The following is a 13377-nucleotide window of genomic DNA, read 5'->3' as shown; positions in this document are numbered from 1 at the left end:
ATGGTTGCATCGAAACCGAACGGAGGGCACATCAATGATGACAACGATCAGCATGTTGGCGATCGACTTGGCGAAGGGCAGTTTCCAGGTCTGCGCGATCGGGCTGGACGGGGCGGTTCTATATAACCGTGTGCTGTCGCGGACCCGTCTGACGAATCTCCTTGCCGAACAGTCGGCCTGCGTGGTGGCGATGGAGGCCTGCGCCACGTCGCATTACTGGGGCCGGGTGGCGCAGTCCCACGGTCACGAGGTGCGTCTGGTGCCAGCGGTGTATGTGAAACCGTTCGTGAAACGACAGAAAAACGACAAGGCGGATGCCGAAGCCATCGCCGAGGCCGCGTCGCGCCCGACCATGCGGTTCGTGGCCGTGAAGAGTGCCGAGACGCAGGGCCGCGCAGTGGCGTTTCGGACGCATCAATGTCTGGTGCGGCAGCGCACGCAGCTCATCAACGCCCTCCGCGGACATCTGGCCGAGTTCGGGCTGGTGGCGCCGAAGGGGCCCGCGAGCCTGAAGGTTCTGGAGAATGCACTGGCAGATCCGGCCAGCGATGTGCCAGGCCATGTTCGGGAGATGGGCGCGATCTACGTCGAGCAGATCGCGAGGTTGACAGAGGTGATCGGACGACTGGCGGAAGAACTCGAGGCCGCATCAAGGACAGATACGCAACTTCGTCGGCTGTGCACCATCCCCGGGATCGGCCCGGTCACCGCCGGAGCTGTTGCGGCATTCGCACCGGATCTTGCCACGTTCGACAGTGGGCGCAATTTTGCCGCTTGGCTCGGCCTGGTGCCGAAACAGAGGTCGACGGGTGGAAAAACCAGACTGGGTTCGGTCAGCAAAATGGGGCAGACCGATATCCGCCGCCTGCTGATCGTCGGTGCCATGAGTGTGATCCGCTGGGTTGTCCGCAAGGGGGGCAGCGCGAACCGTTGGCTGGCCGCGCTGGTGATGCGCAAACCGAAGATGGTCGCGGCCGTTGCGCTGGCGAACAAGATGGCCCGGATGATCTGGGCGCTGACGACAAAAGAACAGGATTACAGAATGGCGTGACCCGAGCCCGGAAAGGGGCGACGGCACGGCATGGCCGAAAGGCCGGGGTGAGCGATCGACGAGGAGTAGGCGACACGGACTTCGAAGTTCAAGGCAGGAAGATTCAGTCCCGGGGCTCGAGCGCATGCAGCTCTCTGAACCGATGTGAACCCAGCCTTCCGAACAGCATACCGGCCCGTGGCGTCGTGGAAGGCCACGCTGAGAGGCCTGACACACGTCCGATCGAAGACCCCGCCGACAAACCGAAGATTTAGCTTGCCAAACCGGGGGTATCCACACACGCCCCGGGTTTACCGGTTCCGTATCGCTCCACAGGTCGAGACAGTTCTCGATCGCCTGATCGCCGAGGGTCGCTTGCGCATCCGGGCCGGACGGTTGCAGCATGCGGCCGCAGATCCGACAGGCATCACCGTCATCTGGTCGCCGCGTCGGCAGCCGTTGCGCACCGATGCCTTCGACCGCGTGATCCTGACCACGGGTCCGGCCCATGACCGGATCATTGTCGGATCGCCCCTGCTTTCCTCGGCTCGGCAGGCAGGGCTATTGGCTGCCGACCAGCTTGGCCTCAGCCTTTCGGTGGCGGATGACTGTCGCGCGGTGGGCGGATCTGGCTGGCCCGTCGGTGGGTTGTGGATCGCGGGCCCCCTGGCACGAGGACATGTCGGCGAACTGATGGGCATCCCCGAAGTGACAGCTCATGCCGAACTGGTCGCCGAGCGGCTCGCCGCCAATCTTGCCAGTCGTTCACCTCTGGCAAGCGCACGTGCAGAGCGCGTCTGAAATACGCAAGTGTCAACGACGCTCCAAATGCAGCCACGCGGCGGCCTGGGGCCCATCGCTATAAATTTCAGATCCAGCAGATGATGATGGCGGCCAGGATGATGGCGTTGAGGAAGGTGTCCCCGCACCTCTCATAGCGGTTTGCGACGCATGAGGAGGATCAGAAAACAGTCCGGGGACTGTTTTCCCGACGATTGACCCGTCCTTCAGACGACCGAAGGGCATTCTCGATGCGGTAGCGCTTGCGATTGAGGCACTTGTTGTATCTGGCGGGTTTTCTGCGCTTCTTGCCTCGGACGGGATGCAGGGGCGAATACTGCGGTCCTTGAGGCCGTCGCGCAGCCAGTCGGCACCATAAGCCTTGTCACCCAGGAAGCGCTTCGCTTTCGGCAGACGGCGCAGCCGCACGAGGCACCCCGACTGTCGGCCATCTAGCCGGGGGAGAGAAAGACCTCCAGCGGTCGCCCTTTGCCGTCGCTGAGCATGTGCAGCCTGGAATTCGTTCCCGGGCGAAACCGTCCACTGGGGGCTGTTGAAGAAGTCCGATGTCTCTGATTCACTTGGCTGAACAGAGATATTGGGGCAGCGATGCTGGGTCGGAAAGAACGCGGGCAACTGGAGCTTTTCATCACGGGGTCGCTGCGGGGGCTGATCCCTGATGACCATGTGCTGGTGAGGGTCGATCAGGTTCTTGATCTTGGGTGGCTGCGCGCTGAAGTGGCCGATCTCTATTGTGCCGACAATGGCCGTCCCGGTATCGATCCCGAGGTAGCCATGCGGCTGATGCTGGCGGGTTTGCCTCGCTTGGGATCGTTCAAGACCGGCGGCTGATGCGTGAAGCGCAGGTCAATCTCGCGATCCGCTGGTTCGTCGGTTACGCCTTGCACGAGGCCTTGCCGGATCACTCCTCGCTGACGCGCATCCGGCAGCGTTGGGGCGCAGATGTTTTCCGCCAGATCTTCATACATGTCGTGCGACAGTGCCAGGCGGCGGGCCTGGTTTCGACTGACACCGTCCACATTGACGCCAGCCTGATCCGGGCGAATGTCAGCATGGACGCACTGGTTTCGCGCCATCTGGATGCGGTCGAGGCCGCCCACGACGACGCCAATGGCGCCGAGCGGGACGCGCGCACGAGCGGCAAGTTCAAGAAGCTCTGCCGCACAGACCCGGACGCGAGTTGCCAGCGGATGCGCCATCGGTTCGAGCACCGCTGGCGACGCGACATCCTCCAGGGCGCCGCTGCGCCCGGCCTACAAGCAGCACACGGCCGTTGACGATTTTGCGGGCGTCGTCGTCGATGTGGAGATTGTGACCGGCGAAGAACATGACACGGGCCGGTTCGACGAGCGCCTGGAAGCGATCGAAGCGACCCCTGGGGTTACCCCGGGCCGGATCACGGCGGACAGGCTCTATGGCATTGGCCGGATTTACGCCGCCCTTGAAGACCGCAGGATAGCAGCCGTCATCCCGCCTCTTCGTGCCCCCCGTCGCAAGGGGGCGCAGGGCTTTCCGACCGAGCGGTTCAAGTTCGATCCCCATCATGATGTGGTCCGCTGTCCGGCGAGGAGGCGGCTGACCCCGAGAAACGTCACAAAATCCGGGCAATGGTATCGCGCCGACCGGCATGACTGCGCGCGCTGTCCTCTCAAGGCGCAATGCCTGCCCCGGGGCGCGCCATCCCGCAGGGTGCATATCGTGACAAACCACGCGGCCATCTTGCGCGCTCGACGCAAACGCCTGGCATGGGGAAAGGACGGCCATGCGATATACACCCGGCATCGCTGGCGCGTCGAAGGCACCCACGGCACCGCCAAGACGCTCCACGAACTTGCCAGAGCCATCCGCAGGGGGCTCGAGAACATGAGGATGCAGGCCCTTCTGACGGCCATCGCCATGAACCTCAAGAAACTGGCAGCCGCAATGATGCTGTTGCTCTGTTCGATCATCGAAATCCGCGCAGTCCGACCAAACCCGGCGGCAGCCTGAAACAACTTTTTCAACAGCCCCCACCGGATCGTTTCCTGATGCTCGGACTCTCAAAGGCTTGCTGCGTTGCGTTTTCATGAACCCTCGCCGGTCCTGCTCGAACCGATGGGGCAGGATCGGCTCGATGTCGATCATCAGCGTGTCGCCCTGGCCGCCGGGCTGTGTCAGCTCCTGAAATATCCGGGCGAAATTGCCCAGCCAGGACCAGCGGGCAAACCGGTTATAGAGCGTCTTGACAGAAAGCGCATCCTGCCATCGCAGCCAATGGCGCTTGACCCAGATGATCCCGCTCAGCACCTTGCAGTCGTCGGATCGCGCTCAGCCCAGCACCTTGGGAAAGAAAGGCCGAAGTCGTTGCATCTGTCGCGCACTCAGCCGGAAGGGTCGCTGGTCTCTCATGCTCATGACCAGCGTGAAATACTCAACACGCTGGCATAAAACAGAAACTTATAGGAACTGACTCTACGTTCTTCCATAGGGAAACTATTTCCCGGAGACCTCAAAGTACGGGATGAAACTGGCAGGTGTCAGCGAATTACTGACACCATAGCGCCCGATGGTCTTTGGCGTCATGACGACAACCATCGGACCGGCATGTGGTATGTCCAATTGCCCCTCGACCGCCCGCACTGCCTGCTCTATCGCCAGCCTTCCCTGCAGGACCGGGAAATCATTGGGGGCGGCAAGGATGCGCCCGCGCCAGATTCCGCGAAAGACGCCGTGCGTCATATAGGTCGAAATCACGCCGATCCGGTCTGTCAGTCCGTGCGCACGCGTGATGGATACGGCAGCCTCGGCCATTGGACCATTGCCGACGAAATAGTCGATATCCTCGAACTCGTCCAGGACCTCCTCGATCAGCAGTACCTGCTCTTCGCGGCCCGTATCCCCATATCTTGTCACAACGATTTCGGCGGAACTGTCGCGGATGGCCTCTTGGAAACCGTCTTCAACAAAACTGACCCATCCCGCGTTTTCCGGGCCGGGAAACCACGCCACCTTTACAGGCGGACTGCCTTTTGGGTGCCGTTCGGCAAGAAAACGACCGGCATCCGCCGCCATGTTGCGCCAGGATACGCTGGCCTTCGCGGTGATGCCATCGGGGTGGATGTCGTTCACCACCGCGATAACCGGGATGTTTTTCGCCACCTTGCGGATCAACGGGGTCAATCCGTCGTAAGAGACCGTGCCGATGATCATGGCGTCGAAACCGCCCTCACCACAACTTTCGATCTGTTCCGCCTGCCGGGATTGATTGGGATAGCCGCCTGCCTCGAACAGTTCGAACCCCACCCCCAGCCGGTGCGCCTCCTCGACCATGCCGTAATTGACGCTGAGCCAGTAAGCGTCCTTGAGATGGGGATAGAGCACGCAGAACCGCAGCGGGCGGCTGGCGTGGTCAACAGGACGATAGGTGATCGTTTCGGTCGGGCTGCTGTCGTCAAAGGGTTGGCTGTGCTTTTCAAGCAACCATTCCTCGGCCATGGCAGGCGATGCTGCCAGGATCAGCGCAATGGCCCGCAGCAATCCCGTCAGCGTGTTCATCCGCGTTCCGCTGCCTCCTCGACTCGGCTATAGGTAGATCAATCTGGCGCCAGACGAGGGGGAAGGGCAAGCAGGATATGGCATATGGCTCCAGCCTCGGGCGCAGGCTTCTGCTGGCCTTTCTGGTCATCGCGGGACTTCCCGCGCTGACCGGGCTGTGGGGATGGGTCAAACTTGCCGACGTCGCGCGCAATCAGGATGGGCTGATCAACCGGACGCTGCCCGCGATCATCGACGTGCGCGGCTTTACGGAAGTCAGCAGCCGCGTGGCCGCCATGGCCCCGGAATTCGCCGCCGTCACGCGAGAGCCTGACCGCGCCCGCCGCGCCGCCTTTCTGTTGGGGCAGGTCGATACCCTTCACCAGCGGCTGGAACGGCACCGTCAGCACGACAACAGCCCACCCTATGGACTGTCGCGCACCCTGATGGATATGCGCAACAATATCGGCGTGCTGGATGTGCTGGTCCAGCGGCGGATCATGGCGCTGAACGATCGGCGGCGCCAGCATGAGGCGGGATTGGCGGCGACGGCCGAGTTGCTGGATATCGCCGACACGCTGGTCGCCAACGCGGAAATGGGGACCTCGGCCGTCATCACCAATCTTTACGATTTCGGAACCGAACCGGCGTCCCGGCAAGAGCGGTTCGAAGCCCTCGACAAACTTCTGGAGGTGGATCTGTTCCAACTGGGGCTGATGTTCGAGCTTCGCGCCCATACGGCCGAAATCGGGCTGACCCTGTCGCGCATGGCAGCGGCGGAATCCGCAGAGGTGCTGCAATCGGCGCAGCAGGATCTGGAACGCCGCAGCAATATCATCGCCCGCCGCATCCGTTCGGTTCAGGATCCCGTCCGCGCACAGCATGCCCTGCGTCTGCTGAACCTGATTGCGCCGGTATCCGATGCGGGCAACGATCTGTATGCCGTGTCGGCGCGCGTATTGGAGATGAATGCAAGGATCGCCTCGGTCGAGGCCGCCGTCCGGGTCGCCGCCACGCAGATGGACAGGGAAGCCGAAGCCCTTGCCAACGAGATCCATGCCAGTGCCGTGGTTTCGGGCGCCGAAGGCAGCGCAACCATCCGGTTTGCCCGGCAGCTGACAACACTTGGGGTCGTGGCGGCGCTTGTCATTTCTCTGGCCGTTCTGTGGTTTTACGTTCGTGGCAATATCACGCGGCGGCTGGATGCGCTGTCCGTAACCATGGCCCGGCTGGCGGGGGGAGACACTCAGGAACCCGTCCTTCCGACAGGCAATGACGAAATCGCACGCATGGAAAGCGCGGTCGAGATATTCCGCCAGCAGGCCATCGAGAACCGCCAGCTTGAGCAAGAGCGCACCCGTCATCTGGAAGAACTCAGCCAGCATCGCAATCAGCTGCAGCAACTTGTGGACGATCAGACCGAACAACTTCGCGGCGAAGTGGCGGCCCATGCCGAGGCCCGCAGCCGCGCCGAAGCCGCCGATCATGCGAAGTCCGAATTTCTGGCGATGATGAGCCATGAGTTGCGCACACCGATGAACGGGGTGCTGGGGATGCTGCGCAGTCTGGAGCGCGACGACCTGACCGAGCGTCAGCGATCCTGCCTGCGGGCAGCGCAGACCTCGGGCAATGGGCTGATGGCGATCCTGAACGACATCCTCTTTTTTCCGCTGAGCGAATCCGGGCGGATCGTGAATACCGTCACCACGTTTTCTCTGGCCGGGCTGATACAGGATATCGGCTTTCTCATGTCGCCCATCGCCCACGAAAAGGGTCTGGCCTTTCGTCTCGACCTTCCCGACGATCTACCCCCGGCTGTTCAGGGCGATATGGCCAAGCTGCGTCAGATCCTGTTCAACCTTGTGGGGAATGCGCTGAAATTCACCGCCATAGGCGAGGTGGTTTTGCGCGTCGAGGCCGGATCGATGCAAGATGGCGGGTATCCTTTCAACATCAGCGTTCAGGATACAGGCAGGGGAATTTCCGAACAGGCACGCGAACGCATCTTCGAGGTTTTCGAACAGGAAAGCCCCGCCACCGCCCGCCAATATGGCGGCACCGGGTTGGGACTGGCGATCTGCCGTGGTTTCGCGGCGGTGCTGGGCGCCGACCTCAGCGTTGAAAGCAGGCCCGGAATCGGTTCGGTATTCACGCTGGCCATCAGTTTCAGACCCGGTCGGGTCGAAGATCTGCCGGGGTCAGGGGTCGATGACCTTGGGCCGGTCCGCCCTCTTTCGGTTCTGATCGTCGAGGATCACGCGATCAACCGTATGGTGGTTGAATCCTATCTGGAACATGCGGGTCACAACTGGCAGATCGCAGAAACGGGAGAAGCCGCAGTGGCGAAGGTGGCGGCAGGGAATTTCGATGTCGTCCTGATGGATGTGAACCTGCCCGGATTGTCGGGAACAGAGGCCACCCGCCAGATTCGCAACCTGCCCGACAGGCAACAGGCATCGGTGCCGATTATCGGCATTTCCGCCCATGTGCAGGAAACGCATGTCGCTGAAAACCTGAATGCGGGCATGTCCGTGGTGCTGGCCAAGCCCCTGACCCCCGAACGCCTGAGTTCCGCATTGTCAACGCTGCCCGCCCGGCCTGAAGCACGCAATCCGCTGCGATCCATGCTGGCCGATATCGGCGCCGAGCGCGGCCTCGCCATCGGGCGCATCTTCATGCAGCAGATGCAGACCGATCTGGCAGAGATCACCCAGGCCCATGCCTCGCATGATTTTCAAGCCACGCATCGGGCCGCCCACCGGATGAAAGGCGCCGCCGGGAACCTTGATCTGGCTTCGCTGGTCTCTTGCCTGCGCAGCCTTGAGGTTGCGGCTGACCGGCAGGACCGGGCGGCGTGCTGTCGGGACATCTCGCGACTGGAGAAGATTGCGGCTGTCGCGCGCGAAGATCTGGCCGCCGCGCTGGCGGTGATCGAGGAAAGCGAGGTTATTCCAGCATCGCAGTGAATACATATCCTTCGCCGTGCGATGTCGAAAAAATACGCTTCTGCCGTGAATCATCCCCCAGCTTGCGGCGCAACCGGCGCACCAGAACATCTATGGTTCGCGGATTTGCGGCGGCGCCGTTGCGATGGGTGATCGCCTGCGTCAGCCGCTCGCGATCCATGACCACGCCGGGATTGACGACGAAAACCCGCAACAGTTCGAACTCGGCCCGGGTCAGCGCGATCGCTTCGCCATCCGGCCCCACAAGGCTGCGCTGCGGAACGTCGAAACTGAAGCCGCTGAAAAGGAAGACACGTCGGCTGAGATGCTTCATCGCCAATGTGCGGCGCAGTAAATTCTTGACGCGCGCCAGCAGCTCGCGGCGGTTGAAGGGCTTGCAGACATAATCGTCCGCCCCCAGTTCCAGCCCGACGATCCGGTCAACATCATCCGTTCGCCCGCTGAGCAGGATGATGCCGATCTCCGAGCGCGCACGCTGTTCGCGCGTAATCTCCAGCCCGTCCTTGCCCGCCAGATTGATATCGACGATCAGCAGATCCGCTTCCTGTTCCGACAACAGCTTTTCGGCTTCGGCTGCCGTATCACATTCCGAAACGCGATAGCCGAACGACTCGAGATAGGTGGCCAGCGTCATTCGCGTGACTGGCTCGTCTTCGATCAGAAGGATATGGGCTGGCCTGAGGTTCACAGCGCGGCTTTCGACAGGTCAAGGGAACAGGCGGGCTATTTCAGTGCGGAATATTCCTCACAGTTAACATTTTTTCATAACTTAGTTCAATCTGTTCATGGTCGGGACCTTACTCATTCACAACCTGCTCATAGACTGGATTGCAGGAAAGCAGACGACTTTCCGCTGACAGCCCCCATATCGCGGGGCGACAACAGGGAACATCACATGAACAATACCGGAAAGCTTCTTTTCGGCGCGACGGCGCTTACGATGATCGCGGCACAGGGCTGGGCACAGGATTCCTCCGACCCGATCGTGATCCCCATTCACAACTGGTCCAGCCAGATCGTGATGAGTCATGTTGTTGGCCAGATATTTGAATCCCTTGGCAATTCCGTGGAATATGTTTCGACCGACAGCCAGGCCGTCTATGAGGCGATCCGCCTGGGCGATGCCACGCTGGAGGTCGAGGTGTGGGAAGGCGCCTTTGGCGCGTCCTTCGATGCCGCGGTTGCAAAGGGTGGGATTCACGAAGCGGGCAGCCATGATGCCGTCACTCGCGAAGACTGGTGGTATCCGATGTGGACCAAGAATGCCTGCCCCGGACTGCCCGACTGGCAGGCACTGAACGACTGTGCCGCCGTTTTCGCCACGCCCGAGACCGGCGACAAGGGGCGCTTTCTGGGCGGTCCGGTGGACTGGCTGAAGCATGACGCCGAAAAGGTTGACGCGCTGGACATGAATTTCGTGGTCGTGAACGCAGGCTCGGCTGCCGCGCTCTGGGCGGAACTGGCGGCTGCCGAAAGAAACGAAACTCCGATCGTTCTGTTCAACTGGACGCCGAACTTCGCCGAAGCCGTCTGGGAAGGTGAATTCGTCGAATTTCCCGAATGGGTCGAGGGGTGCGACACCGATCCCGCCGTCGGCCCCATCCCCGACAAGGTTTACGATTGCGGAAATCCGGCCGATGGCTATCTGAAAATCGCGGCCTGGGACGGCATGCAGGAGAAATGGCCCCGCGCCTATGAGGTGCTGTCAAAGGTGGACATCCCCAATCCGTTGATTTCCGAAATGGCCAAGCTGGTCGATATCGACGGGATGGAACCGGAAGACGCGGCTGCCGTCTGGATAGAAACGCATCCCGATATCTGGAAACCCTGGACCGAGTAATCGCGGCCCTGTCTTGTTTCCCGTCCCCATCCGGCCCTGTCCGGATGGGGAATCGCAGATATGAAATTCTCTGATGAGGACTGTCCCGTGACCATATCAAGTCCTGTTATTTCATGCCGGAACGTCTGGAAGATCTTTGGCCCCAACCCCGCGCAACATATGGCCGACCAAAAGAACGGTGCCCTGCCCGACCCCGCGCAACGCGACCAGCACGTCACCGCAGTGCGCGATGTGACGCTGGACATCGCACCGGGCGAGATGCTGGTCATCATGGGGCTTTCGGGTTCAGGCAAATCGACACTGGTGCGTTGCCTGTCGCGGCTGATCCGGATAACCGGCGGTACGGTCAGCGTCGAGGGTCGCGACATCGGCACGCTGGACGAGACCGGCCTGATCGAACTGCGCCGCCGCAAGATGGGCATGGTCTTTCAAAGCTTCGGACTTCTGCCGCATCGCACCATTCTGGACAATGTGGCCTTCCCGCTGGAGATGCGGGGGCAGGATCGCAGGGCTCGCTATGCCCGCGCGGGCGAAATGCTGGAACTGGTCGGGCTCAAGGGCCGCGAGGGTTATTTCCCGCGCGAATTGTCAGGCGGACAGCAGCAACGCGTCGGTATTGCCCGTTCTCTGGTGATCGAACCCGACATCTGGTTTCTGGACGAACCCTTCTCTGCGCTGGACCCGCTGATCCGCCGCGAAATGCAGGACGAATTTCTGCGGCTCAAGGGCCTGCTGAACAAGACCATCGTCTTCATCACACATGATTTCGACGAGGCCTTGCGGCTGGCAGACCGCATCGCGATCATGAAAAACGGCGCGATCGAGCAATGCGATACCCCCGACCGCATCGTGCTGCATCCGGCGACCGAATATGTGGCCAGGTTCACCGCCGATATAGATCGCGCCCGTGTAGTGCGTGCTGCCGGCATTGCCCGGCCGCCAAGCGGCGCCCTGCCGGACGGTGAGGCCGTCGCCGGAACGAAAACCGTCCGCGATCTGGGACGGCAGATCGTGACCGACACCCGCGCCGAAATCCCCGTCGCCGGAAGCGACGGCCGGTTGCTGGGTGTCATGGATCGCGAAAAGGCCCTGGACATATTGCTGGGAGGGGCGACGTGACCGATGCCGCCCGCCCCGTTATGACATCCCGGACCGCCATCACCGCCCGGCAGACCGCATGGCTTTTGCTGGCGGTCGCCGCCGCACTGGCCCTTGGCAAAGGGCTTTTGCCCGCTGGCCTGATACGTCCTCCGGATTGGGCGGTCCTTCCCTTTGCCGGCTGGATCAATTCCGCTTTCGCCTTTGTTCGCGACGATCTTGGCCTGATGGCCCTGACCCGTGCGTTTGCCGATATGGTCCAGTGGTGTCTCGATGTGACCGCCAACCTGCTTTACGGCAAGGTGCGCTGGCCACGGCTCGGCCCCATCCCCTGGAGCGTGATCGCCGTCAGCGCCGCCATGGCGGGCTATGCGCTTGGCGGGTTGCGGCTGGCATTGCTCGGGGGCGGCACATTCGCGTGGATCGCCTTGATGGGACAATGGCAATGGGCCATGGAGACCCTGTCGGTCATCATCGTCGCGGCCCCGGTTTCGGTGCTGCTTGGTCTCGTCACCGGCATTCTGGCCTGGCGCTGGGAACGGTTCGAGCGCGTTCTGAACCCAATGCTAAACATCGCCCAGTCGCTGCCGCATTTCACCTATATGATCCCCGTCGTGGTGTTCATCGGCGTCGGACCAAAAGCGGGCGCCATCGTGACCATCATATTCTCGGTCCCCCCGATGGTCCGCATGACGCTGCTGGGTCTGAAGAAGGTCCCGCCCGAGGTCATCGAAAGCGGCAGGATGAGCGGTGCCGACCGCTGGCAGCTTCTGACCCGTGTCCGCCTGCCCACCGCCCGGACCGAGATTCTGATCGGCGTCAACCAGGTCATCATGCAATGCCTTGCGATGGTGGTTCTGGCCAGTTTCATCGGCATGCCGGGGTTGGGCCAGAAACTGCTGCAACTTCTGCAATCGCTGCGAATTGGCCTGTCGATCGAGATCGGCATCACCATCGTCCTGCTGGCGGTGATGATGGACCGGCTCTCCAAGGCCTGGGCCACCAGGCTGCCCACGCATGACGACCTTGGCATGACATGGGGCAAGCGCCATCGCCTGCTGCTGATCTGGGTGGCATCGGTCGCGGTTGCGGCAGCACTTGCGGCATATTTTCCTTACCTTCACATCGTCCCGCGCAGTCAGGCCCTGAGCATCGCGGGCCCTCTGGACCACCTGATGGACGGACTCATTACGGTGCTGTCGCCGGTGACGCAGTTCCTGCGATGGTTCCTGATCTCCTGGGTGCTGATCCCGCTGCGGGACTTCACGCTTTCACTGCCTTATGCGACGGTGCTGCTTGGCCTTGCCGCACTCGGCTGGGCCATCGGCGGGCGCCGCTCGGCCCTCATCTGTCTGGGCTATTTCGGGTTTATCGCCCTGTCCGGCTGGTGGGATCGCGCGATGATCACCGTCTATATGGTCGGTTTCTCGGTCTTTGTCGCCTGCCTTGTCGGTTTTCCCCTTGGCATCTGGGGTGCCGGGACCGGGGCGCGGTCGCAAAAAGCCCTGTTGATCTGCGATTCGCTGCAAACCTTCCCAAGTTTCATCTATCTCATCCCGGTCATCATGCTTTTCGGCGTCAACGATGTCGCCGTGATCTCTGCCGTCGTCGTTTTTGCCGCGGTGCCGCTGGTGCGCTATACGATAGAAGGCCTGCGCAACGTCAGCCCCGAGCTTATCGAAGCCGCACAAATGAGCGGTGCGACACAGCGGCAGATTCTGCGCCACGTAGCGATCCCGACAGCCCTGCCCACAATCATGGTTGGCGTGAACCAGTCAGTCATGTTCTCGCTGTTCATGGTGATCATCGCGGCATTTATCGGAACGCAGGATCTGGGTCAGGAAATGCAACGCGCCCTGTCCGTGGCTGATGTCGGCAAAGGCTTCGTGCTGGGAGGCGCGGTCGCCGCAATGGGTCTGATGGTCGATCATCTTATCACGACCTGGGCACAAAACCGGAAACAGGCAGAAGTCCACTGATTTCAGTTGTTCGCGTGCGGCGGCGCACCCCATTGGATTTTCGCTTCCAAGCCGAGGCTGGAGCGAAAAGCGATGCATCTGACTCAGTGCTCGACAGATGCAACGATCTCAGCCCGTTCGTCAGGCAACCCGGCTGACATCGCGCAGGTG

At 61.7% G+C, this 13377-nt stretch carries 9 protein-coding genes and 2 pseudogenes; 8 read left to right on the top strand and 3 right to left on the bottom strand.

Annotated elements, in window-relative coordinates:
• Positions 1-37: 37 nt before the first annotated feature.
• Both JHW40_RS08285 and JHW40_RS08280 read left to right on the top strand, forming a co-directional pair.
• Positions 38-1051 carry an IS110 family RNA-guided transposase gene (locus tag JHW40_RS08285; RefSeq protein WP_272848955.1) on the top strand — a complete coding sequence of 338 codons (1014 nt, stop codon included), beginning with the start codon at positions 38-40 and terminating at the stop codon, positions 1049-1051.
• A gap of 354 nt (positions 1052-1405) precedes the next feature.
• Positions 1406-1831 carry an FAD/NAD(P)-binding protein gene (locus JHW40_RS08280; RefSeq protein WP_090618178.1) on the top strand — a complete coding sequence of 142 codons (426 nt, stop codon included), beginning with the start codon at positions 1406-1408 and terminating at the stop codon, positions 1829-1831.
• A 67-nt stretch (positions 1832-1898) separates the two neighbouring features.
• Here the strand turns inward: JHW40_RS08280 and JHW40_RS08275 are convergent.
• A pseudogene (locus JHW40_RS08275) lies at positions 1899-2352 on the bottom strand (transposase); the annotation flags it as partial.
• Positions 2353-2419: 67 nt separating this feature from the next.
• Between JHW40_RS08275 and JHW40_RS08270 the strand changes: the two are divergent.
• Together JHW40_RS08270 and JHW40_RS24160 are read left to right on the top strand one after the other, a co-directional pair.
• A pseudogene (locus JHW40_RS08270) lies at positions 2420-3820 on the top strand (transposase).
• 66 nt (positions 3821-3886) lie between these two features.
• Positions 3887-4258 carry a hypothetical protein gene (locus JHW40_RS24160; protein ID WP_139208255.1) on the top strand — a complete coding sequence of 124 codons (372 nt, stop codon included), beginning with the start codon at positions 3887-3889 and terminating at the stop codon, positions 4256-4258.
• 45 nt (positions 4259-4303) lie between these two features.
• Here the strand turns inward: JHW40_RS24160 and torT are convergent, their stop codons facing one another.
• A complete protein-coding gene (gene torT, locus JHW40_RS08260) occupies positions 4304-5305 on the bottom strand; it encodes a TMAO reductase system periplasmic protein TorT (protein ID WP_272849089.1) in 1002 nt (333 codons plus the stop codon).
• A 137-nt stretch (positions 5306-5442) separates the two neighbouring features.
• Between torT and JHW40_RS08255 the strand changes: the two genes are divergently transcribed.
• Complete coding sequence (locus JHW40_RS08255) at positions 5443-8310, top strand: response regulator (protein ID WP_170851947.1); 2868 nt, start codon at positions 5443-5445, stop codon at positions 8308-8310.
• Here the strand turns inward: JHW40_RS08255 and JHW40_RS08250 are convergent.
• On the bottom strand, positions 8291-8998 hold the full coding sequence (locus JHW40_RS08250; protein ID WP_090616967.1) for a response regulator: 708 nt from the start codon (positions 8996-8998) through the stop codon (positions 8291-8293). The two genes, JHW40_RS08255 and JHW40_RS08250, sit on opposite strands and share 20 nt — an antisense overlap.
• Before the next feature lie 207 nt (positions 8999-9205).
• On the opposite strand from JHW40_RS08250, the gene JHW40_RS08245 reads away from it, so the two are divergent.
• The 3 genes from JHW40_RS08245 to JHW40_RS08235 all read left to right on the top strand — a co-directional run bounded on the left by JHW40_RS08245 (position 9206) and on the right by JHW40_RS08235 (position 13227).
• Positions 9206-10150 carry an ABC transporter substrate-binding protein gene (locus JHW40_RS08245; RefSeq protein WP_090616965.1) on the top strand — a complete coding sequence of 315 codons (945 nt, stop codon included), beginning with the start codon at positions 9206-9208 and terminating at the stop codon, positions 10148-10150.
• A gap of 159 nt (positions 10151-10309) precedes the next feature.
• Positions 10310-11269, top strand: coding sequence for a quaternary amine ABC transporter ATP-binding protein (locus tag JHW40_RS08240; RefSeq protein WP_419182464.1), 960 nt, complete (start codon positions 10310-10312; stop codon positions 11267-11269).
• Positions 11270-11289: 20 nt separating this feature from the next.
• Positions 11290-13227 carry an ABC transporter permease gene (locus tag JHW40_RS08235; RefSeq protein ID WP_090616974.1) on the top strand — a complete coding sequence of 646 codons (1938 nt, stop codon included), beginning with the start codon at positions 11290-11292 and terminating at the stop codon, positions 13225-13227.
• Positions 13228-13377 lie beyond the last annotated feature (150 nt).

The sequence above is a fragment of the Paracoccus alcaliphilus genome, assembly GCF_028553725.1.
GTDB lineage: Bacteria > Pseudomonadota > Alphaproteobacteria > Rhodobacterales > Rhodobacteraceae > Paracoccus > Paracoccus alcaliphilus.
The sequence above is the reverse complement of the archived record's forward strand: the minus strand, read 5'-3'. Positions and strand labels throughout refer to the sequence as shown.